Raw genomic sequence first — 26509 nt, 5'->3', positions numbered from 1 at the left:
ACTGTTTTCGCCTTAATAGGATGAGACTAAGAAGGAAACAGTGCGGTAAAGATGGGCAAGCAGAACGGTCAAATGGATTTAAATGCACTCAGGATATTTTTCGTTCTTTACCAAGAGCGAAATATGAGGCTAGCGGCTGAACGTTTGTTCAGCTCTCAACCAGCGATGAGTCAGCACCTTTCAAAACTCAGAACTTATTTCGACGATGAACTGTTCGTTAAAGTGCCTACTGGTCTGGAGCCAACATCATTCGCGGATAACCTGTATCAAAGCTCTTATGAGTTGTTTACTCAGTTAGAAAATTCGATTGCCACAAGCCAAGCGTTTGATCCTTCAAATATTGAACACACAGTCGTGCTAGCGGTGTCTCCTTTACTTGCACCGATTATTGGTCATCAGTTTTTTAAGCGTATTCATGAATTGGCACCAAAGCTGAAAATTTTAATCCACCAATGGTCAAAACAAACGTTGGATCAGCTCAAATCAGATCAAGTACAGCTTGGGATTAATTATCAGATCGTCAGTGAAGATAAACAAATTCGTGAAAAGCGAGTCCTTCAAGACAACTTTCGTTGTTTAGTTCGAAAAGATCATCCCCATATCTCGACAATAATTACCATGGAGCAAGCCGCGCAATATCCATTTACGACTATCATTGCAAGCGATTGGAATTCACAGCTCTCTTATGCCGAGCAGGTTTTTGCTGCCAAGGGCTTCGATGTAGAGGTTCTCTACCGCTCTGAATTTCCTGCCAGTATCTTAGATGTTGTGCAAAACTCAGATACCATCTTTCCGTGCTCTCAGCTCTATCGATTTACCAATCCAGAGGTCTTCCGCTCTATAGAATTTGAAGGCAATCCTGACGTTCTCAAGCCGAGCATCTGTTTCTATCATCACTATAAAAATGATAAAGACCCGCTAACACAATGGTTGATAGAGGTATTAACAGAAGTCCTTGATACGCCATAAGCTCATAATGATTTTGCATGAGCGATATAATATATGATTAATATATTTTATATCGCCTGAACCATAAGATTTACCCATCAGTTAGCACAGCAGTGCCTAAAACCGAAAAAGGTAAATATTATGAAGAAAAGAATTTTAGCAGTAGCAATAAGTGTCACGGCATTTGGCGTAAACGCTCATGAGCATAACCATTTTACTCTGGGTGATACTGTTGAGTTGAACGGCGCTGCTCATATCGAACTGAAAAACAGCGAAGATAGTATTGCCGGTTACGTGGCTGCTACTCAAGTTCATACTCACGATACTCGTCCTTACCCTCAAGATTTAGAAGTCTTCAAAGCGGGTTCTCCCGATAATGCGTTGGTGAAAGTGAAGTTTAAATCAGGGACACACGCACAAGAAAATTTCCGCGCGTTAGAGGAGCTTAAAAGCAATATCAACCTTCCTGAAGTGATTTGGAGTGCGGACTACAACATCTTCGAATCTAAGCAAGAAGCGCAGCCTCGCAACCAAGCGATTCAGGGCAGTGAGCATGTTCACCCTGAGCTAAAACGCATGCATGACATCATGAAGCCAACCATCTACAAGTTGTCTGATCGAGTTTATCAAATCTATGGCTTTGAAATGACCAACTCGACCATTGTCGTTGGTGATACGGGCCTAATTGCGTTTGATACACACTATTCGAATGAGATTGCAGAAGTAGCAATCGAAAAATTCCGTGAAGCAACTGGTATTGATTTACCCTTCCATACGATCATCTACTCTCACCACCACCCAGATCAGCTATCGGGTACCGGTGCATACGTGACCCCTGAGCAAGTGACTAAAGGTGAAATCAATGTCATTGCTCATGACAAGTTGTTTGAAATGTTTGCACTAGAATCTGGTTTCTTGTCACCACTAATGGCACACCGCGGCGTATACGCATTTGGTGCCGCTCTTGATGTTGGCCCGGAAGGTTACGTAGGACAGGGCATTGGTTATGTGCCTAAAGAGGTTTACAACCCAAGAACAACATTTACTGCAAAGCCAAACATTACCATTGATGATCAACAGGTTATGGTCATCGACGGGGTAGAAATGGAGTTTTTCCACGTGCCGGGTGAATCTTCTGACCATATTGCTATCTACATGCCTGAAAATGGCGAAATGCTGTTAGGCGACTCTATTCAAGGTGAGACGATTCCGAATGTGTACACGATTCGCGGTGCGAAATATCGTGATATGGAAGAGTGGAAAGAGAGCGTTGATCGCATGCGCTCATACCACGCGAAAGGATTTACCAACCATCATGGACGCCCTGTTATTGGTGAGGATTACGTTGAGTCCGTATTTAGCGTTTGGCGTGACTCACTACAATATCAATACGATGAAACGATTCGTTTGATGAACAAAGGGCTAACTCGTGATGAGTTAGAAGAGCATATTACTTTGCCAACGCATATCAGTAACCATGAATACCATCGTCCTCTACGTGGTTCGGTTGAGCAGAACGTGCGAAATATCTATAACGGCTATATGGGCTGGTTTGAAGGTGACCCTACAGAATTTGCTCGTCCTGATCATATTGAGCGTGCCGAGTTATACGTTGATGCTCTTGGTGGTCGCGATAATGTCTATAAAATCGCCGAAAAAGCAGTAAAAGAGGGTAACTTTGGTTGGGCAATGGATATTACCACTTGGGCGGTTCGAGCCGACGCTGATGACCAAGAGATGCGTAACTTAAAAGCCGAAGCAATGCGTGAGTGGGGCTACACTCAATCAACTCCAGGTTGGAGAAACTGGGCATTAACAGGTGCTATAGAGCTGGAAAATGGTGCATTTGCTATGTCAGATATGATGATTAATCTGTCTGAAAATACCATGAACGAAATGGAGATGGACGACCTATTTAAGATTTTAAGAACGCGTTTAAACTCTGAGAAAATAGGCTCAACACCAGCGGATACACAACTAACCAATGTAACCATTGATGGCGAGGACTACACCTTCGGCGTGCGTTCTGGTGTGATGGTTCATGAACACGGTCATAGCGCAGCTAACAAGCCAGTGAGCATGAGCCGCAACGAGTTCTATGACCTATTTTTCTTCGACAAGACTAAGGCCAAAGATCCGGTACTTAAGCTGTTGATTGAGAATATCGAGTCACCATATGGTCACAAAGTGCCAGTAGTTTCTCGCTAAAGATATAAACAGTAGAGAGCCCACTCAATAGAGTGGGCTTTGTTTTTATGGGAGAAAATTTTATCTAGGTGTTGAAATATTGCTAAATTGCTTTAGTGTTATACCTATGTATAACACTAAAGCGAATTGATGAGGGCGATACCATGACGGAATGGAATGACAACCAGCCTATCTTTCGCCAATTAGCAGACCGAATAACTGAGCAAATTTTGCAGGGAATTTGGTGTGAAGGTGAAGCGCTTCCGTCAGTGAGAAGCGTGGCTGCCGATCTGAAAATTAATCATCTAACGGTGATGAAAGGTTATCAGTTACTGGTTGATGAAGGCTTAGTAGAGAAAAAACGTGGGCAAGGAATGTTTGTTGCTGATGGTGCCGTAGGTCAGCTTAAGAGTAACCAACGACAAGATTTTATTGAGCAGCAAATCCCTTCCATTGCGAGCAAGCTGCAGCAGTTAGATATCTCCCTAGACGAATTTATTAATCAGCTAAAACAACATGCTGAGGACAAATCATGAGTGTATTAGTTAAAGCGACTCAAGTATCAAAGCAGTACTCTGGCCAAGCCAAAGGGCAGGGTGAGGCACTAAAAAATATTAACCTAGAACTAAAAGCAGGCCAGGTGCTTGGTTTACTTGGGCATAACGGCGCGGGCAAATCTACCCTAATTAAAAGCTTGTTGGGTGCCCATGAGTACCAAGGTGATATCAAGGTGCTTGGGATGGAGCCGATCAGCAAGCGAGCACAAGTGATGGCGCACCTCTCTTATATTTCAGATGTAAACGTGTTGCCAGACTGGATGAAGGTCAATCAACTGCTGCGTTACACTGCTGGCGTGCATCCTAGCTTCGATATTGAGAAAGCGCGTAGCGTGCTTGAGAAAACCAATATCAAACCAAACAGCAAAATTAAGTCTTTATCGAAAGGGATGAAGGTCCAGCTGCATTTGGCGTTGGTTATTTCAACAGACACTAAGGTTCTGATTTTAGATGAGCCGACACTAGGTTTGGACTTGGTTTATCGCGACACGTTTTATCGCCATTTACTGGAATGGTTCCATGATGGCGAACGAGCATTGATTATTGCCAGCCACGAAGTGTCTGAAATCGAGCACTTACTAACTGATGTACTTATCCTGAAGCAAGGTGAAGCGGTATTACAGTCGGCGATGAGCGATATCGAGAATGAATATGTCATTGTCGAAACGAGCGATTCAGAAGCGGAAAAAATCGCCCGCTTTAATCCGTTATCCAGCGAAAAGGCGCTCGGTAGCACGCGTTGGCTATTGCGCTCTGAGCAGGTAGAACAATTGGATGATGTCGATCGAATTTACAATGTAAAACTTGCCGATTTGTTCTTAGCATTACAAAAAGGAGCAGCGTAATGAATGCCAATATCTATATGCTAGAAAAAGAGTGGTTAGAGCATAAGATGATCACTCGCGTACCACTGGCACTGCTTATCTGTGGTGTGGTATTCCTGTTTAGTATCATTATGAACACCTCGATTCAAAGCAATGTGACTTACGAGCTGACCTACAGCGATGGTTTTGAGTCGAACTTTGAACTTGGCAAGCAACTGAGTCATTTAGTGTTTGGTTTTGCGGGAATTCTGTCTTTGATTCTTACGGGACTTTACTTCCCGAAGACTCTGCGCAAAGAACGCCAAGAAGGCAGTTTGATGTTTTGGCGCAGTATGCCAGTGAGCGATATTCAGATTCATGTGGTTAAGTTGTGCTTCGGCTTGCTCGCCATTCCAGTGATCTGCTCAATCTTGGTGTTTAGTGCCGACTTTCTAATGTGGGTGATTAACTTGGTGGTGGGTGACAAGTTCCCGCTGTTTTCAACAGGGGAATCTGTGCTTTATGTGCTCACCAACTGGTTAGAATTTATTGGTCGTATGTGGCTGATTGGCTTAGCGCTAATTCCGATGGCAACGGTATCACTAGCGATATCGCAGAAGGTCAACTCTCCGCTGCTTGTGATGTTAGTGGCGCTATTTGTGATTCAATTAGTATCTAAGTCTCTGCTAGGCGCACATGGCGTTGGGCACTTTATTGAAGCGATATCTATTTTGCCGTTCGAGTTACTGACAGCAGAGAACCCGCTCAGTGCGTTTGCCAATATGGGCATGTTCAATTTACTGATTTACGTATTGCTTGGCGCAATAGGTTTAGTGGTTAGCTTAAGGTTTGCCAAATACGCAGACTAAAGTTTGTGACTTAGTGAAAAGAAGAAAAGCCACCTATAAACTAGGTGGCTTTTTGTTTTATCGCTTCGTTTATCAAGACTTGGTATTAAACATCTTTTCGTTTTTCTTATCTTTATCAGACCAGAAATTGATATTGAACTGAGCATCATCGCTGAGTTCTACTCGATGCCAATATTGCGGAGGGCTGGTAGCAAATTGTCCGGCTTCGATTTCCACTTTAGTTTCAGGTTCTTTCGCTTCAGAATCGGCGAAACCAAAGTAAGTGACCGTTCCTTCCATTACACAAAGCTGGCCGAAGACACCTTCAGCAGTATTGTGATGATTAAGTAATGCTGCTGGCACATTCTCTTTAGTAAAGAACGGAGTAGAACGTTGAATCGTCCAGTTTTTTGGGATGCGTAAATGACTCATAATAACCTCTCTTGGCTTACCAATAATTTTCACTACTAAACTGCCCCGGTTGGCGGCGTAAATGTTTTCTAAAACCTAGTTTCTTTAAGCTCTCACTGCTCTCTTTAACCATTGCGGGGTTGCCGCACAGATAGAAGAAGCAAGACGTCGGATTAGGCGGACTGGTTGCTGCTTGGAACAGAACGCCATTTTCGAGCAACATTGGAATTCTTCCTGACAGAGCTCCGCGGACCGATTCTCTAGAAATAATTGGTACATAAGTAAACCTCTCTCCAAATTTTGTTTTTAACTCTTGGATTTTCTCTGGGTAGCTTTGCTCTGCTTGTGTTCGGGTAGCGTTGACTAACACGATCGTATTAAAGCGATGTTCAATGCCTGGTTGTTCTAACATGGCTAAATAAGGGCCAATGGCAGTACCTGTGCTCAATAACCATAGTTCGTTTGAGTCGGGTGGGATCTCATCAAGTGTCATAAACCCTGCGGCGCTATCCGATACCAATATTTCGTCACCCATTTGCAGCTGCCGTAGCCTTGGAGACAGTTGCCCAGTTGGATTGGCAATAATTAAAAACTCCAGTTCACCCGAGCTAGCGAATTCTTTCGGATGATTGACGATCGAATAGGCTCGTCGAATGAGTTCACCTTGCTCGTCATGTAAGGCCAATTTTACGAATTGACCGGCAATATATGAGTTGAACTTACCAGCAACGCGGATGGAGAACAGTTGCTCAGTCCAATACGTTTTCTGAGTAATGACTCCTGAGATAAACCCTGCATAAGGCTTTAGCATACGTCTCTCTCTAAAAAGCTAGGTATCAATGATATGGACGATAGGATTACATTATCTATGCCAGCTTTTATATTTGTTTTATTTCAATAATTTAGAATGTTTTGCTAGGAGTTTTTTATCTATTTGATAAACCTACTGGAGTATCAAATAGATAAATGTATTATCATAAAGATAATTTGATTATTCGATGAAGTATCAATTATGGCTCTATATCAAAACCAATGGTTACAAGTCGCTTTGGACATTACGTCCGGCATTTCTGAACAAGATCGCTTTGAACGTCTGCTATCTACTATCCGTACCATGCTCAAGTGTGATGCTTCAGCACTGCTACTGTATAAAGAGCAAAACTTTATCCCGCTTGCGATTAACGGGCTTAGCGAAGATGTACTTGGCCGTCGTTTTGCCATTGAGCAGCACCCAAGATTTGAAGCCATTGCCCGCGCTGGTGATGTCGTACGCTTTCCGGCCACCAGTGACCTTGCCGATCCCTATGATGGACTCATTCCCAATCATGAAGGCAATCTCGAAGTTCATGCGTGTATCGGCTTGCCCTTGCTACACGATGAGCGTCTGATTGGTGCTATCACGATTGATGCATTTGATCCTGAGCAGTTCAACCATTTCGATGATGACAACTTAAGGCTCATCTCCGCCTTGGCATCTAACAGCCTACACACTGCACTTCTCATGGAAAAACTGGAAAAAGGCAGCGAAGTTAATACTAAGGGGACTCGACCAAAGCGTCTTTCTAGCGACAAGCATGAGATCATAGGTAACTCAACAAGTATGCTAGAGCTGAAACAGCATATTGAAGCGGTCGCACAAACCGATCTGTCGGTCTTGATCACCGGAGAAACCGGGGTGGGTAAGGAGTTAGTTGCGCAAAGCCTATACCTTCAGTCACATCGTAATCAGGAGCCTTTTGTTTACCTAAACTGTGCCGCGCTGCCAGAATCGGTTGCCGAGAGTGAACTGTTTGGTCACGTCAAAGGGGCGTTTACCGGAGCAATCAGTAACCGCAAGGGCAAGTTTGAGCTAGCCAACAAAGGTACGCTATTTCTTGATGAAGTCGGTGAGCTTTCTTTGGCGCTACAAGCCAAATTACTCCGTGCACTTCAATATGGTGATATTCAGCGTGTTGGTGATGATAGAAACGTCAAAGTTGATGTGCGTATTGTTGCCGCAACCAACCGCATATTACATGAAGAGGTCAAAGCGGAGAAATTTAGGGCCGATCTCTACCATCGTTTGAGTGTCTTTCCAATCTTTGTTCCGCCACTTCGAGAACGCGAAAAAGATGTCATTTTGCTCGCTGGTTTCTTTGCTGAGCGCTGTCAGCACAAACTCAATGTTGCTAGTATCCAACTCAGCCGAGCAATTCATCCACTGTTGGTTGCCCACCCATGGGAAGGTAATGTCCGCGAGCTTGAACACACCATCAATCGTGCTGCCGTTATTGCTAAAGCGGAAAGTAGCCAAGCGCACCTGACACTGGAGCCGCGCCACTTTCAATTCAGTACCACAACCGATGCTTTAAACCACAGTAGTAGCGAAAGCCTTGCTGCTGCGGAGAACATTGGCGATGCTTACCAAGGATTAAACCTCAAAGAGGCGACTGAACACTTCAAGCTCCAGTTCGTCGAAAAAGCGTATCAAGACAATGACCAGAAGCTCTCGGCTACAGCTAAACAGTTAGGAATTTTCCCTGCTAACTTGCACCGATTACTTAAGCGTTTAGATCTCAAGTAGCCTTATCAAAAGGATAATAAACTATCCTTTTGATAAAAGTAAGTGGGTTATCATTAGGATAACACACACCAGTATGTGTTTATAAGTGGTTGATATTTAATAATTTAAATTATTGGCACGCTACATGCTCTTACTAAAACAAGATGTATTAATTGTTTAAGGTAAGACAAATGACGATTCACGTTAAAAATAATATTCACTGGGTTGGCCAACGCGATTGGGAAGTGCAAGATTTTCACGGCACCGAGTACAAAATGACTAAGGGAACCAGTTACAACAGTTACCTAATACGTGAAGAAAAAACAGTATTGATTGATACTGTCGACCATCGTTTTAGCCACCAATTCCTCCAGAACTTAGAAATGGAAATCGATCTAAAAGAGATTGATTTCATCGTTGTTAACCATGCCGAAGAAGACCATTCTGGCGCACTTTCTGCGTTAATGGAAAAAATCCCTAATACGCCGATCTACTGCACAGAAGCTGCAATTGATTCAATTGTTGGCCATCACCACCACCCAGAATGGAACTTTAAGACCGTTAAAACTGGCGATACGATCGATATAGGTAACAATAAACAACTTATCTTTATCGAAGCACCTATGCTGCACTGGCCAGATAGCATGATGACTTACCTAACGGGTGATTCTGTACTGTTCAGCAACGACGCCTTCGGCCAGCACTACTGTGACGAGCACTTATTTAATGATGAAGTCGATCAAAATGAGTTGATGGATCAATGTCTGCGTTACTATTCAAACATTCTTACCCCATTTAGCAGCTTAGTCACGGCAAAAATTAAAGAGGTGCTGAGCTTTAACGTGCCAGTTGACATGATTGCAACTTCACACGGTATCGTATGGCGTGACAATCCAACTCAGATCATTCACCAATACTTAGAATGGGCGGACAACTACCAAGAAGATCGCATCACCATCTTCTACGACTCTATGTCGAACAACACCCGTATGATGGCTGATGCTATTGCACAAGGGATCCATGATGTTGATCCGAAAGTAGCGGTAAAAGTGTTTAACGTCTCCAAACATGATAAGAATGAAATTCTTGCCAATGTGTTCCGCTCAAAAGGGGTATTTGTTGGCTCATCAACCATGAACAACGTCATGATGCCGAAAATTGCGGGCATGTTAGAAGAGATCACCGGGCTACGCTTCAAAGATAAAAAGGCTGCTGCGTTTGGTAGCTATGGTTGGAATGGTGGTGCTGTTGACCGTATCCATGCTCGTCTGACTGATGCCGGCTTTGAGACGGCGGTGAGTTTGAAAACCAAATGGCGACCAGATGGCAAAGCGATGCGTGAATGCCGCGAGCACGGACGACAAATTGCGAAGCAGTGGACACTAGATAGCGCGAGCTTGATTTCGGCCATCCCGCTAGTTGAGCCTAAGGTCGTCACTAAAGAGCAGCCAGTACAGACAACACCTATCGCAGTGGATGAGCACCCAGCCGATTGCCAGTGCATGATCTGCACGGTGTGTAACTGGATCTACGATCCTGCTATCGGTGAGCCAAATCAAGGTGTTGAACCTGGTACCGCGTGGGATGACGTGCCTGACTACTTCCTTTGCCCTGACTGCCATTTAGGTAAAGAGGTGTTTGCCGAATACAGCAAAGATAAAACGGAGGCAGCATAATGACAGCCCCTCTGATTATTATCGGCAGCGGTTTTTCAGCTTATCAACTCGTTAAAACCTTGCGCCGAAAAAAGAGTGAACAACCAATCTTACTATTTACTGCCAATAGCGGAGATGAGTACAACAAACCCGATTTAAGTCATGTGTTTACCCGTCAGCAAAGTGCCGATGAACTGATTTCTCTCACAGGGCTAGAATTTGCTCAGCAGTATCAGGTAGAACTGTTCGCCAACACCCGAGTAGACAGGATTGATACTGAGGCTAAGGCGATTACAGCCAACGGTGTTTGTTACCCATATTCGGCTTTGGTGTTGGCGATGGGGGCGAGTACCTTCGTGCCAAAGCTAGAAGGGGATGCCGCCAAAGAGGTTATCACTCTAAATAGCCTTGATGAATATCGTTGTTCGCAGCAACGTATTGCGCTCGCCAAACGAGTCTTGATCATGGGTGGCGGCTTAATCGGCACAGAGCTAGCGATGGATCTTGCTGCAAGTGGTAAACAGGTACAGATACTAGAGCCAGGCACGCAGCTAATGGCAAGTGTCTTACCTGACTTTGTCTCAACTTCGTTGGAGAAGCACCTACGTCAGGAGCAGGTGAATGTCGACTGTCAAAGCTATGCGGTTGCTATGCAGTATGCCGAAGGGGCCATTGAAGTAACCAGCAATAAGGGGTTGACCTATCAGGTTGATGGGGTGATCTCAGCTGCTGGACTACGACCAAACCTGACTTTAGCAAGCCAAGCGGGTTTGCAGGTTAATAGAGGTATTGTGGTGGACAAGCAACTGAAAACATCCGCTGATGGTATCTATGCGATTGGTGATTGCGCAGAGATTGACGGCAAGGTGATGGCGTATCTGCAACCTATCATTTTGAGTGCTAACACATTGGCTAGCACTTTGATGTCTGAAAGTTCAACGCTGACGATACCCGCGATGATGATTAAGGTGAAAACGCCAAGCTATCCAATTCAGCTGGGTGGTTCTCATGATGTGGATTCTCAATGGAAAGTCGAGTTATCGCCGCAAGGTATTGTGGCTAAAGCGTACGATCAACAACGGCGTTTAACGGGCTTTATTGTCACCAAAGACAATATCAATCAAGCGTTTTCTTTGTTGCGTGAAGTTCAAACCGCTTAAAAATGCATAACAAACTCAAGCCTCTATTTACTTAGAGGCTTGAGGTCAAACACCCTTAAGTAATCTTGGCGCTAACAATACCATTGTTGCGGATCTTATTTACATTCAGGTTCATTAAGTGACGAAGGACATAGCGAAATACAACTTTTTTGATGCCCGATAAGTTGCTGCCGTGCTCGGAATAGAAATCTTCAGGTTGGGTGTATACGCCAAAATCATCGGCTATCCCTTCACTTTGTATATACGTATCCTGACCTTTCCAATCAATATCAGGGTTGGATAGGCATTTAGTCGAAATCGCATAGCCGGAAAATGACTTACCTTGCTCGGCAAATCGATTCTGCACTTGCTCTAAGTAATCGTTATCTAAGATATAGCCTTCCAAATTTATCCAGCGTCCATCGAGATAGACTTCAACCCAGCTATGAATGATACGCTCTGGGGCAATGGCGAACAGGTAATTTGGGATCGCGCCGCGTTGTAATTCGTTATAAATCGTAAATCCGTGGAATCGAGTTGCAATCCCTACCGCACGAAGTAACGCCATGAGTAAAGTTCCTTTGGTATTACACTGCCCGTAGCCGTCTTTTAATACTTGGCTCGCGGCTAAGCGGTCGTCTTTGTTGTAGCCGAAACGAATGTCATCGCGCACGTAATGGTAGATAGCGCCAATCGCATCGTAGTCAGACAGCGTGTGCCATTGTTTTTCGGCCACCAAACCTTGAATAGCCGGGTGATCAAAGTCCAGCATAGCCGTTGTTTGTAGATAATCTTTTGATAGCTCACTCATGGGTAACTCTCCTTCAATGAATACGTGAACAGAGTAACCACTGCTGAGCGGTAAAAATTGAATAAACTGGCTAACTTTTTAAAAAAATCGTATTGGCTTGGCGAATCGTCATACCAAAGGTTTGGCGAAAAGTACGGCTGAGATGTGCACTATCTGAAAACCCAGCCATGTGAGCGGCATCTGTTGCGGAGTCCCCATTTAGGATTGCTCTCACGGCACAGATCATCCGTCGCCATAGTAGGTATGGTCGCCAAGGGATACCGAGCTCTTGGCTGAACAAGTGAAGGAAACGACTTTCCGATAAAGCGAGTTGCTTAGCCACATCAGCAGCGCGCCAATGGCTTGGTTTTAGGCACTTATCACCTAAGCACTGATTTAACTCATCCAATAATCGCTTAATACGGGCATCAGTGACCGTGTTTTCATTGAGTAGCAGAAACTGGTTTGAAATCTCTAAGCCGGAAAATAATGGCGAAAGCAGCGTAGAAAAATCATCACTGTATTCGGCATCGTCAAACGTTGATGGGATAATGGTCATCGCTTTATAAGCGTGTCCATCGAGTTGCTGAGAGAGTGCGATACCTAAAGCACTGGTGGGCTCGACGAGTAATATCCAGCCTTCATCAAGTTGGAGTTGATGTTCGACGTTTGAATCGATAATGACAGGGGCTGATATGTCTGCGTGATCGAGTTTGCAGTTATGCCCAGTTGTTGGCCAAGCGAGTTGGATCGCATGGTGACGGTGTGGTGAGGCATCGATCGAAGAGCCATAGATGATGACCATTCCTGGCTTGAACCAAACTTTTGACTTCACCGTATTTCGCCTTTTAAAACCATTACCATGTCTTTAATTATGCGTATTCTGGCTACCGAATATAGCTTGAGAGTCGTTTTTATTGAGCTACGACGGTTTTAATGTAATCACTTGGAGTCAACCCAAACTTTCCTTTAAAACGCTGACTAAAACGCCCTTCAGATTGATAGCCACACATTTGCGATAACAGTGCGACATTAGTATGGCCATTTTGCATCAGGTATAAGGCGTGATTTAAGCGCACTTCTGCCAGCACTTCTCGATATTGGGTGCCTTCTTGCTTGAGTCTTCTTATCAAGGTGGCTCGGCTTATCGCAAAGCGCTCGGCTACCTTCTCTAACGGGTGCTCTTCACCTGGGGAGTAAGCGAGATAGCGGCTGATTTTTTGGCTAAAGGCCGCGTTTGAGTTAGCAAAAAGATGATGCAATACCCCACGCTCGGCTAACTGTTGATAGAGACCTTGCACCCAGTAAGATTGAGTTTGTTTGCTCATGCTCTGCTGGTTAAACGAGAATAGGGCATTGAGCGTATCTTGCATTGCTTTATCGCTGGCCAGTAGTGGACTTAGCTCTCCACCCTCATTATGTCTACTTAACTCCAACATTGAATCACTTGGCGAGTAATGAAAGCTGTATACGCGGGAAAGAAAACGTCCTTTTTGTGGCAGGTTTTCGAAGCTTAATGATGCTGAAGCCTCGCAAAGTAACAGCTCGGATTGGGAAAGATCCAACGCTGAATCTTTCCAAAACAGACGTTTACTGCCAGTAATGATCTGAATGATACTCGGGGAATGAATCCTCACGTTTCTGAGCTTTTGCAGTTGCTCGGCGCGAAATATCGTTACTTGATATGGATGAGTCATCAGTTCCCCCTCTGTACTTCAACTTAACGAGTATAAGTAGCGGTTAGTTTGGCTTTGTCTAGTGCCATGCTGTTCAATGTAAAGCCTACTACAGCAGATGGCGTATCTTTAGTGAGTTCAAGTTTCTCTGTCGGTAACGCCCACACAGTAAATTGGTAACGGTGCATCCCATCAGCTACAGGAGGACAAGCGCCACCAAAACCAACGCTGCCGTAATCGATACGTGACTCGGTAGCCCCCAGTTTACTCATATCCACACTACGTGGTAGTTCACTGACGTTAGCCGGAATATTGAATGCTACCCAATGCCAAAAGCCGCTGCCAGTTGGTGCATCCGGGTCATAAGCCGTGATGGCAAAACTCTTAGTCCCTGCGGGCGCATCTTTCCACATTAACTGCGGAGACTGGTTGCCACCATCACAGCCCCAGCTGTTGTATTCAAACGTTTTAGCCATAGGGTGGCCTTCTTGAATATCGTTACTGGTAAGTTCAAATGCGTGTGCAGAGCCAACGGCCAATAGGCTAAGTGCCAATACTGATTTAGTGATTACTTGCATAGTGGTGATCCTTTTTCTTAAGTTCGAATTTAGATTACGCCTCTAAGCTAGCTTCAGCTATTCAGTAAGTATCGATTATTAATGGTTAATAGTTAATTTTGATACTTGTGGAGTGTTTCATTGGGCTCGATATCAGAGGCTATGTCGTTTTCTCGATTTTCTAGCTTACGAATCAACTTCGCTGGCGTGCCGCCGTAAAGGCAGTCTGACGGGACATCACTATTCACTACAGAATTAGCCGCAATGACAGAGCGAGCACCAATCGTGACGCCCTGATTGATCACGCTATTGCCGCCGATCCAAACATCATCTTCGATTGTGATAGGTAGACAGTAGGTTTCCCACTTTCTGCGACTTAAATGATCAAGAGAGTGTGAGGCGGTATAGAGTTGCACGCTTGGTCCAATAAGGACGTTATTACCAATGGTGATTGCAGCGCCATCAAGCATAACAACGTTCATGTTGATGAAGGTATCGCTGCCAATAGAGATGGTTTTACCAAACTCACAATGAAAAGGTGGTTGGATAATACTTTGCCCGACCTGTCCAAACAGCTGTTGTTGGAGCTCAGCTCTTTGGTTTTCATCTACGCAGGTATTGAATTGTTGCAGAGTGCGGCTAGTCGCGGTTCGAATCGAGTCGATCTCTTGCGCGGCGCCATCAAACACTTGGCCTGACATCATTTTTTCTAGTTCATTCATGGGCGAGTTTTGCTGTAGAAGTGATGAGCTCAATATACTCTGAATAGTACAAAGAAAAAGAGAAAAACTAGGTCGTTATTACTTCCTATTTAATCGAGCGGTAGAAATTGGTGAGGTGCGAAAAAATAAAAACGCTAACCGAGTTGGTTAGCGTTTGGATCAAGCAACAGTTAATCACCTAGCGGTTGGCGATCGAGGCCACCACGGTAGGAGTCGAGTGCCAATTTGAGGCGACGCAGCTTATCGCGAGAGCGGCGTTTATGATTCACCGCCAGTGCCATAGAAAGCACATCAACCAGCGCCAACATGGCATAACGCGATGCAGAAGGTTTGTAGATAAAGTCGGTTTCTTGGTGCTCAATCGGTAGCGTCAAATCAGCGATATCTGACAGTGGGGTCGATTTGGGGGTAATCGCAATTACCTTCACGCCATATTCTTTGGCAAGCTCAGCGGTTTCAACAATGGTGGGTGTGTAGCCTGTCGCAGAGAGCATAACTAAAACGTCATTACTGTCAGCGGTAGAGGCAACCATTCTTGACATGAGTCCGTCGTTGTATGACACCACTGCATAGCCAAGGCGGAACAAGCGATGCTGCATTTCTTGAGAAGCAATAGTAGAACCGCCACCCATACCGATGGAAATGACTTGTCTTGCTCCGTGCAGCCACGCTACCGCGGTTTCAATATCGGCTTCATTGACCAGATTACGGTTAATATCGAGTGATTGCTTAATCGATTCGTATATTCCTTGGTAACCACTTTGATCGGGTGGCTCAAGAATAAAACGCTGACCAACTGTTAGAGTCTGAGCGAGTTTGATTTTCATATCACGGACGTTTTTGCAGCCCACTGCTTTGGCAAAACGCGTTATGGTCGCTTCACTCACTTCAGCGCTTTCTGCAAGTTCAGTGATGCTAGCGTTTGCGGCGGTTTCAATATCGTCCATGATCAATTTGGCGACTTTCTTTTCCGCATCTCGTAGTGCGCTGAATCGCTCGGTAATCCGCGAAATAATATCGACTTCTAAACTCAACGTATTTTCCTATTCTTATTGCTGGTGGTGTATAACCAAGGTTCGATTATGCGCCACCAAAACTTTGCTGATTAGTATACCCAAAAAGTAGGGTGACTAAAGCGAGCTGGGTTAGAAACGAGTCTCGACCCAATGTGTGATGTTATATTCGTCGTCACAAATCGCAATCGAGCGCCATTTATCGATCGTTAGGCATGGGTGTGAGGTAGAAAACGCGATGATGTCACCGACATTAAGTTGGCTATCAGCCTCAATTTCAATAAAGGCATGCTGGTCCATCACCGCCGTCGTCACTGCCTTACCTACCTCGATGGGTTGGCCATCTCGATAGGCTCTTTCCGCTATGGGCAGCCCTGCATCAAAAGCGACATCACGCTTGCCCAGCCCGGCAACAATCTTATTCGGTTCAGGACGTGAAATCACATGAGCCCAAACTTCTAATGAAGATTGCAGGTCGCCGCCAAGGTCACAGGCAGCGCCTTGGTTTTTTTTCGCGCGAGCAATGACTTTATTTTGCGCTTCGAGATAGATCCCTGTGTCATGGATGGCGTAACAGCCTGGGCGGATGATTGCCTCAACATCCTCTAGGTTGGCTAAGCATTCTGATACTACGTCGTACCAAGCTGAGCCCGCACCAGTAACGATTGGCTTGTGTATGATTAGCTGATCGCTCTTTAATGATCGCGTCAGTGTTAGCGCTTGAGTTAAGAAGGCACGAATGGTTTGTTCAGCATTGTCACCACCGATTACACCTTCATAGACTTCGATACCACGTAGTGACAGATAATGGTGTTTGTTGATCGCTTGAGCCATCTCGGCGACTTGATCTTCATTACGACACCCACAGCGACCACCCTCGACACCAAACTCGATCAACAGATTCAGCGTCACTTGGCGCTGGGCGAAAAAGGCACCCAGAGCATTAACGTTAAGTTTGGAATCCACGCAGATGTAGATCTCTACGCCTTGCTGTTCGATGAGGTCAGCAAGGATCGCCATATTCGCTTTGCCGATCACTTGATTGGCAATAATGATCTGTTTTGCGCCAACCATCGCGGCAATCTGAGCCTGCGCCGCTGTCGCAACGGTGATTCCCCAAGCTCCGTGCTCTAGCTGCTGACGGAAGAAGTCCGGTGTCATGGTGGTTTTGCCATGCGGACAGAGCTTTACGTTGTGTTTCGCCGCAAATCGCTGCATCCAATCGAGGTTATTCATTAATCGTGATTGCTGAATCACAGCAGCCGGTAAGCTGATTTCATCATCAATTAAACTGAATTTACCCCTCGTAGCCGACTGAAAAGGTTGGGATTTTTCTCCACTACCCGGCAGGGTGATGTGATCTGTATGATAGTTTTTATCACAGTTTGTGTGTTGATTTGTCATCGCAAGCTCACTTCTAACATTCAATAAGTGTTTGATTTTTAGTGTTTGTTGCTATCTATCTTAATTCTCATGTTAGAAACTATCAAACAAATCTGAATGTTTTGTGTGTTTTATCACTGATTTTGTTGTGGGGATTATTAATATGAACTCATGCAAACGAGAGACGAAAGGGTAAACAATGTTGTTCGATACCATTATCAAAAGTGTAGATGTCTTTGACGGTACCGGCGCCCAGTCATACATGGCTGATATCGCAATTCGTCATGATCGTATTGAGCAGATTGGTCAGCTAGGAGAAGCACAAGCGAAACAGGTCATTAATGGGCAAGGGCTGGCGATTGCTCCGGGCTTTATTGATGTACACACTCATGACGATACCAATGTGATTCGTTTTCCTGAGTGTCTACCAAAGATTAGCCAAGGTGTGACGACAGTGATTGTCGGTAACTGCGGTATTAGCGCAAGCCCGGTTGTGCTTGCAGGTGATCCGCCTGATCCAATGAACCTATTAGGTAGCCAGCAAGATTTTAAATACCCAACTTTTGCTACTTATGCCAAAGCGGTAGAAGAAGCGAAGCCAGCAGTGAATGTGGCGGCGCTAGTCGGCCATACTGCATTGCGTAATAACGTAATGGATGATCTGCAGCGCACAGCAACGGATGAAGAGATTACTCAGATGCGCGCTGCGCTCGATCAAGCTATGTCGGAAGGCGCTTTGGGTTTGAGCTCTGGCTTAGCGTATGCCAGTGCTAAACAAGCGAACGCCGATGAGGTAATGCGTTTAGCTCAAATTCTTGGTGAACACGGTGGTATTTACACCACCCACATGCGAACCGAATTTGAAGAAATCATCGCGGCGATGGAAGAAGCGTTTGAAACCGGTCAGTTCGCTAAGGTTCCGGTGGTTATTTCTCATTTGAAGTGCGCAGGAGCCGGTAATTGGGGCCGCACAGTAGAAGTGCTCGACTTGATGGACAAGGTTTCACAGCACCAAGATGTATCATGTGACTGTTACCCGTACTCCGCGAGCTCATCAACCCTCGATCTAAAGCAAGTGACGGAAGATTTCGACATTTTCATCACTTGGTCTGAGTCTCACCCTGAGCACGCAGGCAAAGTGCTTAAACAAATTGCGCAAGAGATGGACTTACCGATCATGGAAGCGGCTAAAGCGCTGCAACCCGCAGGGGCCGTCTATCACTGCATGGATGAAAACGATGTTAAGCGCGTACTTAAGTACAAACTGACTATGGTCGGCTCTGATGGCCTACCTAATGATCCGCATCCGCATCCACGTTTGTGGGGTACTTTCCCGAAAGTGTTAGGCCACTACTGCCGAGAGGAAAAATTGTTCCCGCTGGCAGAAGCGATTCACAAAATGACTGGCATGTCGGCGAAACGATACAACCTACAAGGTCGTGGTGAAATTCGTGTCGGTGCATTTGCAGACTTAGTTTTATTTAATCCAAATACAATTAAAGATACCGCAACTTTTGAAAATCCAATTTCAATGGCAAAAGGTATTGAATCTGTATTTGTAAATGGCGAACTGTCTTATTTTGAAGGCAATGTTAGCGAAAATAGAAATGGTAAGTTTATTTATAGAAGATAAATAATTACCACGATAAATATAAAACATTACTTATATTAATTAAATTTTGAAATACTGGAGAAGAATATGTCTATTAAGCGTTATGGTGTAGAAGGTGGAACAGGTACTGGCGGTCAACATCTTCCATTTGCTCGTGCAACGGAAGCGGGTGGCTTCCTATACGTATCGGGCCAAACGCCAATGACGGACGGTGAAGTGGTTGAAGGTGGTATCGTTGATCAATCTCGCCTAGCCATTCAAAACTGCGTCGACATCATGCAAGAAGCTGGCTACACATTGGCAGACGTCGTACACGTCAAAGTTGTACTGACGGATTCTCGTTACTTCCAATCGTTCAACAAAGTATTTAAAGAGTTCTTCGGTGAGCACCCGCCAGCGCGTATCTGTATGGTGTGTGATCTTGTGGTTGACGTTAAGGTAGAAGTTGACGTGACTTGCTACCGTGAAGATCGTCGATAAATATCACAAATATTTAGTATCAAGTGCCGGGGTATTTCTTATCCCTGTTAGAATTATCTCGGCGCTTCCTCTCCTACAATAATAAAATAAGCAACAGCGCTATAAATGGTTAGTTAAATATATATTTCATTTCTAACTGTTTATATAGGAATAAGATTTAATTGCTGCTGTTGTAATAAATCGAAATTAATACGGATTTTTCCCAAGAGGTGTTCGATGAATAGCACACTGTTTCTTACTGGCTTTGGCGCCTATGTCCTGTTTTTAATCTGGCTTGGTTGGTTCGTTTCTCGTAACCAAAAATCAGGTGAAGATTTTCTATTAGGTGGCCGTGGCCTTCCTCTGTTTCTTGTTTTAGGTACCACGGTTGCAACCATGGTTGGCACAGGCTCAAGTATGGGCGCGGTTGGCTTTGGTTACGCCAATGGTTGGGCTGGTGCACTTTATGGCATCGGCGGTGCCATTGGTATTTTGTTACTCGCGCTATGGTTTGCGCCAGTACGTAAACTCAATTTCATGACGATGAGTGAAGAGCTGGCCTACTATGTCGGTGCCAATCGCATCGTCAAAAACGTCGTTGGCTTGCTCATTTTCATCGCCTCTATTGGTTGGTTAGGCGCGCACATCCTTGGTGGCGGTATGTACCTCGCGTGGATTGCGGATATTGAGCTTAGTACCGCGAAAATGGTGATTGCAGCGGCATTTACTATCTATGTTGTTATTGGCGGTTACACTGCGGTAGTTTGGACTGATACCATTCAAGCAATCATCTTGTTCGTTGGTTTCATCCTAATGGCGGTGCTTTCAGTGCAGCATATTGGTGGCCTAGATAATCTATACGAAGCTATGGACCCTGCAGCAACTAGCTTCCTTGCGATTGAAAAACTCGGCCTGCTACCGGCAATCTCTCTCGCGGTAGTGATTGGTGTCGGCGTACTGGCTACTCCATCATTCCGTCAGCGCATCTACTCTGGTAAAGATGTGTCTACGATTCGTCGCTCGTTTGTTGCTTCAGGCATCCTTTACCTATTCTTCTCAATCATTCCTGCAATCATCGGTATGGCTGCCCATGCGATTGACCCAACATTGGATAATCCGAATTTCTCTTTCCCATACATCGCGGCGACGGTTCTACCTGTCGGTATTGGTATGATTGTTCTTATCGCTGGTCTTTCTGCGACGATGTCGAGTGCAAGTTCTGATGCGATTGCCGGTGTATCGATTCTATTGCGTGACGTATACGTGATGTTCACAGGTCGTGTACCAAACAAAGAGTCGATGCTCAACTACTCTCGTCTTGCTCTTGTGGTTGTGATTGGCTTTGCACTGCTGTTCGCTCTAACGTCGAATGACATCATCAGCTACATCACTAAGATGATTTCAACGGTCATGTCAGGCATGTTTGTGTGTGGAATGCTAGGTCGCTTCTGGAGACGTTACAACTGGCAAGGTGCGTTGGCGACGCTAGCGGGTGCATCAATTGCTTCATTCACGGTAATGCTTAATGCTGACCTAACGGCTTTCTGGGGTAACCCTGTCATCCCATCATGTCTGTTTGCTCTGACGCTAGGTGTGGTAGTGAGCTTGCTTACTCCGGCAAATCAAGTAACACCAGAGATGGCTCGCGCAATTCTTGATGATGAACGCGCTCTGATGGAGATGGAGTTATCAGATGATGGTCAGTTAGAACAAGACCCGTCTCTTGAGAACCGCAAAGCCGCGCAAAGCGCATCATAGTTAGACACTCAAACTAGGTGGCCCAATGAGCCACCTTCTCTGACAAGGTTAGCCTCGCAATGACAAATCCTCTTCATATCGCATTCTTTGGTGAGTGCATGATCGAACTTAGCGGCCTTCCTCTCAAAAAAGGGTTTGGCGGCGACACACTTAACACCGCACTGTATTTATCCCGCTTAACTGAAAACACCCCCGTTTCTGTTTCTTATGCGACAGGCTTAGGCGAGGACTCTCTTTCTCAGCAGCTTATCTCCGCTTGGCAACAAGAAGGCATCAATACGGCTCTTGTTGAGCAATACCGCGACAAACTGCCGGGTTTGTACATGGTTGAAACAGATCAGCAAGGTGAACGCAGTTTTATGTACTGGCGAGACAGCGCGGCAGTGAAAAGCTACTTCTCTGCCAGTGAGTTGAGCAAGTTAGAGCAGGCGATGGCTCACGCTGAGCTCCATTCTGTTTACCTCAGCGGCATTAGCTTAGCGATTCTTGATGATGAAAGTAAGGTGCGGCTTATTGAGGCGTTAATGGCATTTTCACAGGCGGGTGGTCAAGTCATTTTTGATAACAACTTCCGTCCACAGCTGTGGAATACCCAACAAGCGCAGCATTGGTATAGCCAACTGTTGCCTATCGTCGATATTGCGCTGATCACGGAAGATGATGATCAGCTTGTGTGGGGAGTCGACGAAAGCGTTGAGCAGCGCAGTGCCCGCTTTGGTTGCAAAGAGACCGTGATTAAACGTGGCTGCGAACCGTGCAAAGTGATTTGGCAACAAGGGCAAGAGTTTGAGTATGCCTACGTCAGCGCTGAGCGTGTCGCAAATGTGGCCGACACTTGCGCGGCGGGTGACTCTTTTGCCGCTGGTTACTTAGCGGCGCGCCTAACGGGTCAGACTCAAGCTGAGTCTGCGACATTAGGCCACCAATTGGCTTCAACGGTAATTCAATATTCAGGTGCGATCATTCCAAAGTCAGCAATGGCGCACCTCACTCTTTCTTAAATTTTTTGATTGGTAAAAAACAATGACAAACGAAATGATCAATAAACTCAAGCAGTTCAAAGTAATCCCTGTAATTCAAATCAACAAAGTTGAGCACGCGATTCCACTGGCCAAAGTGTTAGTCGACAATGGCCTACCTGTGGCTGAAGTGACCTTCCGCACTGAAGCAGCGGCGGCATCGATTAAGGCGATGAGCGATGCGTACCCTGAAATGTGTGTCGGCGCTGGTACTGTGCTAAATGCTGAACAAGTGGATCAGGCGAAAGCCGCCGGCTCTGAGTTTGTGGTTGCGCCAGGTCTTAACCCAAACACCGTGCGTTACTGTCAAGAGATCGGTATGCCAATCGTACCTGGGGTGAATAACCCAAGTCAGGTTGAGCAAGCGCTAGAGCTAGGTCTTAACTTCCTTAAATTCTTCCCGGCTGAAGCGTCCGGTGGCGTGCCAATGGTTAAGTCACTACTGGCTCCTTATGTGGATGTTTCTCTTATGCCAACCGGTGGTATTGGTAAAGGTAACGTCAATGACTACCTAGCGATTGACCGCGTAGTTTGCTGTGGCGGTACATGGATGGTTGCACCAAGCCTGATTGAAAATGAGCAGTGGGATGAGATTGGTCGTTTGGTGCGTGAAGCTGTCGAGCTAGTCGCATAACCGAAATCAAAAGTTAAAAATTAAAGGAATACTCGTATGAAAAGAACGACTCTAACTCTATTGATTTCTGGACTGTTAAGCACCAACGCGATGGCTATGGCTCCGAACACTGACCTTAACCTTATGCCTTACCCACAGGAAGTGGAGTTAGGTTCAGGCACTGTCAGCATCGACAAAGAATTTAGTATTTTTATTAAGGGATACGATTCAGACCGAGTGCAATTCAATGCGAAGCGCACCATGGAACGTTTGTACCGTCAGACAGGCCTGCCAATGCTCCACTGGCAGGCTGAGTCTGAAAAAGAGGCCACCTTGGTGATTGATATTCGCAAAGGGCCAAAAGATGCAGTGCAAAACCTTGATAGCGATGAGTCATATCAGCTTGAAGTGACTAACGGCCAAGTTCGTATTTCATCAGATCGTCCATACGGGGCATTCCATGGCCTAGAGACTTTCTTACAGTTGGTAACTACTGACGCGAATGGTTATTCGGTGCCAGTGGTGTCGATTGAAGATGAGCCTCGCTTTAAATGGCGTGGTGTTTCTTACGATACTTCACGTCATTTCATCGAACTTGATGTCATCATACGTCAACTGGATGCGATGGCGTCGGCGAAAATGAACGTGTTCCATTGGCATATCTGGGATGACCAAGGTATCCGTATTCAGCTTGATAATTACACCAAGCTTTGGCAAGAGACGGCTGACGGCGACTACTACACCAAAGATGAAATTCGCTATGTGGTGAACTATGCGCGCAATCTAGGTATTCGTGTTATTCCTGAAATTTCATTGCCAGGGCACGCTTCAGCGGTTGCTCATGCTTATCCTGAACTCATGTCGGGAATAGGCGAGCAATCTTACCCACAGCAGCGTGCTTGGGGTGTCTTTGAGCCGTTAATGGATCCAACCAACCCAGAGCTTTACACCATGTTAGCAAGCGTGTTCGATGAGGTGGTAGATCTGTTCCCAGACGAGTATTTCCACATTGGCGGCGATGAACCCAACTACCAACAGTGGATAGACAATCCTAACATCCAACAATTTATCGCTGACAATGACCTTGATGGCGAACGCGGTCTGCAATCTTACCTCAACACCAAAGTAGAGAAGATGCTTGAACAACGTGGCAAGAAGATGTCTGGCTGGGATGAGATTTGGCATAAAGACCTACCTAAGTCGATCGTTATCCAAAGTTGGCGAGGTCATGACAGCATTGGCCGTGCAGCGAAAGAGGGCTACCAAGGCGTATTATCGACGGGCTATTACCTTGATCAGCCTCAGCCTACCAGCTACCACTACCGCAATGACCCAATGCCAACCGGTATCACGGTCGATGACAAGTTGCACAGCGGTGAAAAGTTTGAAACTTATGACTGGGTTAAACCACGTAATAAGGGTGGTCCGCGTAAAGGTAACTTAACCATTATTGAAGCAACAGATGGCTCATTCCGCGCCTTTACCGACTACAACGGCAAGTCGCGTGAAGAAGTGCATATCTTAGAGTATGTTCCGGGAGTGAAATTCCGCGGTCATTTCGATAACTTCATGTCGTACACCGAATTTAACTATGAGTTTGCAGGCGGTAAGCTGAAAGAGGGTAGTTATCAGACTATTGGTAATGTTCGTTGGCCAGCCACGGGTGAGCTAGTGGCGGGGAGTTCGATGCAAGGCAGCGTTATTCCACAGCCAAATGGCGGTTATCCTGCTGAGCTAAAAGGTGACGAAAAAGATCTGATCTTGGGTGGTGAAATCACTATTTGGGGTGAGAACTTAGACTCAATGACCATTGAACAGCGTCTATGGCCGCGCAGCTATGCGATTGCAGAGCGTTTGTGGTCAAGCCAAGAACTTACCGATGAGCGCAGCATGTATCAGCGTATGAGTGTGATGGATACTTGGTCTGAGATCTCATTGGGTCTGCGTCACCATGCGGATGCGACCATGATGCTAAAACGTCTTGCCAATGGTGCCGATGTCACGTCACTACAGACACTAGCTAAGTACATTGAGCCTGCTCAGTACTATGCACGTCACTGGGAAAAATGGATTTCAACGCCAACCAAAGGCGACCTTTATAACCAGTACGAACGTTTAAATCGATTCGCTGATGCACTAGCTGTTGAAAGCCTATCGGTTTATGAAATGAACGACCTGGTGGCTGAGTATGCCAAAGGCGATAAAGCGGCGTTAGATAAACTGGCGCTACATTACCAAACGGCAGCTTTAGCAGCGCAGCAAGCAGAACCAATTTTTGCCAACAATGTGGCCTCGGTTGAGACGGTAAAAGTGGCGCAGGCAACGGTTAAAATTGCACAGTTAGCCAACACTTTGATTGAACTTGCTAAAAAGGGCGAGTCAGTCAGGGCGGCGGATGCGGCTGAATATCAGCGCGTTATTGATGAGAATGCTATCATTCTCGACGAAACCATTGTCGCGATAGTGAAACCAACTGAGAACCTACTCCACACTTTAGCTAAATAGCGTTGAAACTGATTGCCGCCAGCGTTTGCTGGCGGCATTGTGTTTACATAGATATTGATTGGGAACATCGCTATGCAAGCAAGTGGTCACTTACGTTTTCTCGTAGGTACATACACAGACTCACCGAGCCAAAGCAGAGGAATTGCTCAGGTTGGGTTAAATCAACAGACGGGTGAGTTGATTCGCCTTGATGATTACTATCCTCTGCGCAATCCCTCCTACCTTATTCAATCTCAGCAGCTGACCTATAGCTTTAGTGAAGTGTCGCAGCAAGATGGTGCTCAACTGGTTTGCTTGGATGGGCAGCACGCGCATGCTTTACCTATTGCTGGCGATTATCCATGTCATATGGCTATTTCTGCTGATAAAAAATACCTTGCCGTTGCCAATTATGGTTCAGGTAATGTGAGTATTTACTCGCTCGATAGCCAAGGTATTCCGCTAGCCTCAGTGGCCGATTTGTTTGAAGAAGGGCAAGGGCCAAACCAAGATCGCCAGCAGTCGCCTCACGCTCACCAAGTGGTGTTTCAGCAAACTGAGCCAGTGCTAGTCAGTGTGGATTTAGGCAGTGATGCGATTCGTTTTTATCAAATAGAAGACTCTACTTTTACTCTTAGCCAAACAGTGGCGATGCCTGCAGGTAGCGGCCCGCGGCATTTGGTGTTTAATCGCGCTGAAGACAAGGCGTATGTGGTGTGTGAACTAAGTGAAACGCTTATTGTATTGCACAAAACCAACCAAGGCTGGCAAGTTCAGCAACAAGTCGACTTACTTCCGGGTGCTGAAAAAGGCGAAGCAGCGTCAGCGATCAAACTGTCTGATGATGAACGTTTTGTCTACGTTTCTTGTCGCCATCAAAATGTCGTGAGCTGCTTTGAGGTATCAGGCGAAGAGGTCAAATGGATTAGCATGAACGACGCTGGTGGATTGTTTCCAAGAGACTTTACCACCACCTCATGTGGTGAGTGGTTGATAGTTGCTAACCAACATTCCAATAATCTGGTCAGTTATCGCCGCAACAAAGTAACCGGCAGTCTGGAAGCGAGTGGCTATCAATGTCACGTTGATGCGCCAGTTTGCGTAGTAGAAGCAAATATTTCATGGGTTTGCTAAACCGTTTATAGACCAGATAGTTATGGTCATAAATCGCCACTTTGACCAGCGGAATAGCGTTAGAATTGGGCCGTCCGAGCAAAAAAGAGCCAACTCTGTGTTAGTATAGCGTACCGGGGATGAGCAATAGAGCCAAAAATGCCTTATTGGAAAGGGTGTTTTTCATCAGCATGATGCGAGCTTATTGTTGCGAATCAAA

The 26509-nt window shown here is 45.6% G+C and carries 24 protein-coding genes; 15 read left to right on the top strand and 9 right to left on the bottom strand.

What is annotated here, in order from left to right; translation table 11 throughout:
• The first annotated feature begins 51 nt into the window (after positions 1–51).
• The 5 genes from VIA_RS09645 (at position 52) to VIA_RS09625 (ending at position 5364) form a co-directional block, all read left to right on the top strand.
• A complete protein-coding gene (locus VIA_RS09645) occupies positions 52–969 on the top strand; it encodes a LysR family transcriptional regulator (RefSeq protein ID WP_004412773.1) in 918 nt (305 codons plus the stop codon).
• A 120-nt stretch (positions 970–1089) separates the two neighbouring features.
• Positions 1090–3156: an alkyl sulfatase dimerization domain-containing protein gene (locus VIA_RS09640; protein ID WP_004412772.1), complete on the top strand. Its 2067-nt coding sequence runs from the start codon at positions 1090–1092 to the stop codon at positions 3154–3156.
• A gap of 143 nt (positions 3157–3299) precedes the next feature.
• Positions 3300–3671: a GntR family transcriptional regulator gene (locus VIA_RS09635; protein ID WP_004412771.1), complete on the top strand. Its 372-nt coding sequence runs from the start codon at positions 3300–3302 to the stop codon at positions 3669–3671.
• Complete coding sequence (locus VIA_RS09630) at positions 3668–4537, top strand: ABC transporter ATP-binding protein (RefSeq protein WP_004412770.1); 870 nt, start codon at positions 3668–3670, stop codon at positions 4535–4537. The genes VIA_RS09635 and VIA_RS09630 overlap by 4 nt, the downstream gene beginning before the upstream one ends.
• Positions 4537–5364 carry a hypothetical protein gene (locus VIA_RS09625; protein ID WP_004412769.1) on the top strand — a complete coding sequence of 276 codons (828 nt, stop codon included), beginning with the start codon at positions 4537–4539 and terminating at the stop codon, positions 5362–5364. Before VIA_RS09630 ends, VIA_RS09625 begins: the two co-directional genes overlap by 1 nt.
• A gap of 72 nt (positions 5365–5436) precedes the next feature.
• Here the strand turns inward: VIA_RS09625 and VIA_RS09620 are convergent, their stop codons facing one another.
• Both VIA_RS09620 and VIA_RS09615 read right to left on the bottom strand, forming a co-directional pair.
• Entirely contained in the window at positions 5437–5775 is a 339-nt protein-coding gene (locus tag VIA_RS09620; protein ID WP_004412768.1) for a TehB family protein, read from the bottom strand.
• 16 nt (positions 5776–5791) lie between these two features.
• Positions 5792–6565: a ferredoxin--NADP reductase gene (locus VIA_RS09615; RefSeq protein WP_004412767.1), complete on the bottom strand. Its 774-nt coding sequence runs from the start codon at positions 6563–6565 to the stop codon at positions 5792–5794.
• Between the two features lie 201 nt (positions 6566–6766).
• Here VIA_RS09615 and norR point away from each other — a divergent pair, with 201 nt between their 5' ends.
• From norR to norW, 3 genes are all read left to right on the top strand, one after another.
• Positions 6767–8317 carry a nitric oxide reductase transcriptional regulator NorR gene (gene norR / locus VIA_RS09610; protein WP_004412766.1) on the top strand — a complete coding sequence of 517 codons (1551 nt, stop codon included), beginning with the start codon at positions 6767–6769 and terminating at the stop codon, positions 8315–8317.
• Positions 8318–8487: 170 nt separating this feature from the next.
• The gene (norV, locus tag VIA_RS09605) at positions 8488–9972 is read left to right on the top strand and encodes an anaerobic nitric oxide reductase flavorubredoxin (protein ID WP_004412765.1); all 1485 of its coding nucleotides are present in this window, start codon (positions 8488–8490) and stop codon (positions 9970–9972) included.
• Positions 9972–11111, top strand: a complete 1140-nt coding sequence (gene norW / locus VIA_RS09600; RefSeq protein ID WP_004412764.1) for an NADH:flavorubredoxin reductase NorW — start codon at positions 9972–9974, stop codon at positions 11109–11111. Before norV ends, norW begins: the two co-directional genes overlap by 1 nt.
• Before the next feature lie 55 nt (positions 11112–11166).
• On the opposite strand, the gene VIA_RS09595 is transcribed toward norW, so the two are convergent.
• From VIA_RS09595 to VIA_RS09565, 7 genes are all read right to left on the bottom strand, one after another.
• Positions 11167–11901 carry a transglutaminase-like domain-containing protein gene (locus VIA_RS09595; RefSeq protein WP_004412763.1) on the bottom strand — a complete coding sequence of 245 codons (735 nt, stop codon included), beginning with the start codon at positions 11899–11901 and terminating at the stop codon, positions 11167–11169.
• 70 nt (positions 11902–11971) lie between these two features.
• Complete coding sequence (locus VIA_RS09590; protein WP_004412762.1) at positions 11972–12715, bottom strand: helix-turn-helix transcriptional regulator; 744 nt, start codon at positions 12713–12715, stop codon at positions 11972–11974.
• Positions 12716–12794: 79 nt separating this feature from the next.
• Complete coding sequence (locus VIA_RS09585; RefSeq protein WP_004412761.1) at positions 12795–13577, bottom strand: AraC family transcriptional regulator; 783 nt, start codon at positions 13575–13577, stop codon at positions 12795–12797.
• A 23-nt stretch (positions 13578–13600) separates the two neighbouring features.
• On the bottom strand, positions 13601–14134 hold the full coding sequence (locus VIA_RS09580; RefSeq protein WP_004412760.1) for a YbhB/YbcL family Raf kinase inhibitor-like protein: 534 nt from the start codon (positions 14132–14134) through the stop codon (positions 13601–13603).
• A 92-nt stretch (positions 14135–14226) separates the two neighbouring features.
• Complete coding sequence (locus VIA_RS09575) at positions 14227–14835, bottom strand: sugar O-acetyltransferase (protein WP_004412759.1); 609 nt, start codon at positions 14833–14835, stop codon at positions 14227–14229.
• Between the two features lie 170 nt (positions 14836–15005).
• A complete protein-coding gene (locus tag VIA_RS09570) occupies positions 15006–15869 on the bottom strand; it encodes a MurR/RpiR family transcriptional regulator (protein ID WP_004412758.1) in 864 nt (287 codons plus the stop codon).
• 111 nt (positions 15870–15980) lie between these two features.
• A complete protein-coding gene (locus tag VIA_RS09565) occupies positions 15981–17252 on the bottom strand; it encodes an amino acid deaminase (RefSeq protein WP_004412757.1) in 1272 nt (423 codons plus the stop codon).
• Between the two features lie 178 nt (positions 17253–17430).
• Here VIA_RS09565 and VIA_RS09560 point away from each other — a divergent pair, with 178 nt between their 5' ends.
• The 7 genes from VIA_RS09560 to VIA_RS09530 all read left to right on the top strand — a co-directional run bounded on the left by VIA_RS09560 (position 17431) and on the right by VIA_RS09530 (position 26310).
• Entirely contained in the window at positions 17431–18864 is a 1434-nt protein-coding gene (locus VIA_RS09560) for an N-acyl-D-amino-acid deacylase family protein (protein ID WP_004412755.1), read from the top strand.
• A 66-nt stretch (positions 18865–18930) separates the two neighbouring features.
• Positions 18931–19323 (top strand): RidA family protein, encoded by a 393-nt coding sequence (locus VIA_RS09555; RefSeq protein WP_004412754.1) that lies wholly within the window; start codon positions 18931–18933, stop codon positions 19321–19323.
• A gap of 216 nt (positions 19324–19539) precedes the next feature.
• Complete coding sequence (locus tag VIA_RS09550; protein WP_004412753.1) at positions 19540–21060, top strand: sodium:solute symporter family protein; 1521 nt, start codon at positions 19540–19542, stop codon at positions 21058–21060.
• Between the two features lie 59 nt (positions 21061–21119).
• Complete coding sequence (locus VIA_RS09545) at positions 21120–22061, top strand: sugar kinase (RefSeq protein WP_004412752.1); 942 nt, start codon at positions 21120–21122, stop codon at positions 22059–22061.
• A 22-nt stretch (positions 22062–22083) separates the two neighbouring features.
• Entirely contained in the window at positions 22084–22713 is a 630-nt protein-coding gene (locus VIA_RS09540) for a bifunctional 4-hydroxy-2-oxoglutarate aldolase/2-dehydro-3-deoxy-phosphogluconate aldolase (protein ID WP_004412751.1), read from the top strand.
• A 36-nt stretch (positions 22714–22749) separates the two neighbouring features.
• Positions 22750–25197 carry a beta-N-acetylhexosaminidase gene (locus VIA_RS09535; RefSeq protein ID WP_004412750.1) on the top strand — a complete coding sequence of 816 codons (2448 nt, stop codon included), beginning with the start codon at positions 22750–22752 and terminating at the stop codon, positions 25195–25197.
• A 72-nt stretch (positions 25198–25269) separates the two neighbouring features.
• Positions 25270–26310: a lactonase family protein gene (locus tag VIA_RS09530; protein WP_004412749.1), complete on the top strand. Its 1041-nt coding sequence runs from the start codon at positions 25270–25272 to the stop codon at positions 26308–26310.
• Positions 26311–26509: the final 199 nt, after the last annotated feature.

It is taken from the genome of Vibrio orientalis CIP 102891 = ATCC 33934 (assembly GCF_000176235.1).
GTDB lineage: Bacteria > Pseudomonadota > Gammaproteobacteria > Enterobacterales > Vibrionaceae > Vibrio > Vibrio orientalis.
Note: the sequence above shows the minus strand (reverse complement) of the source record. Positions and strands in the feature narration are given on the sequence as shown.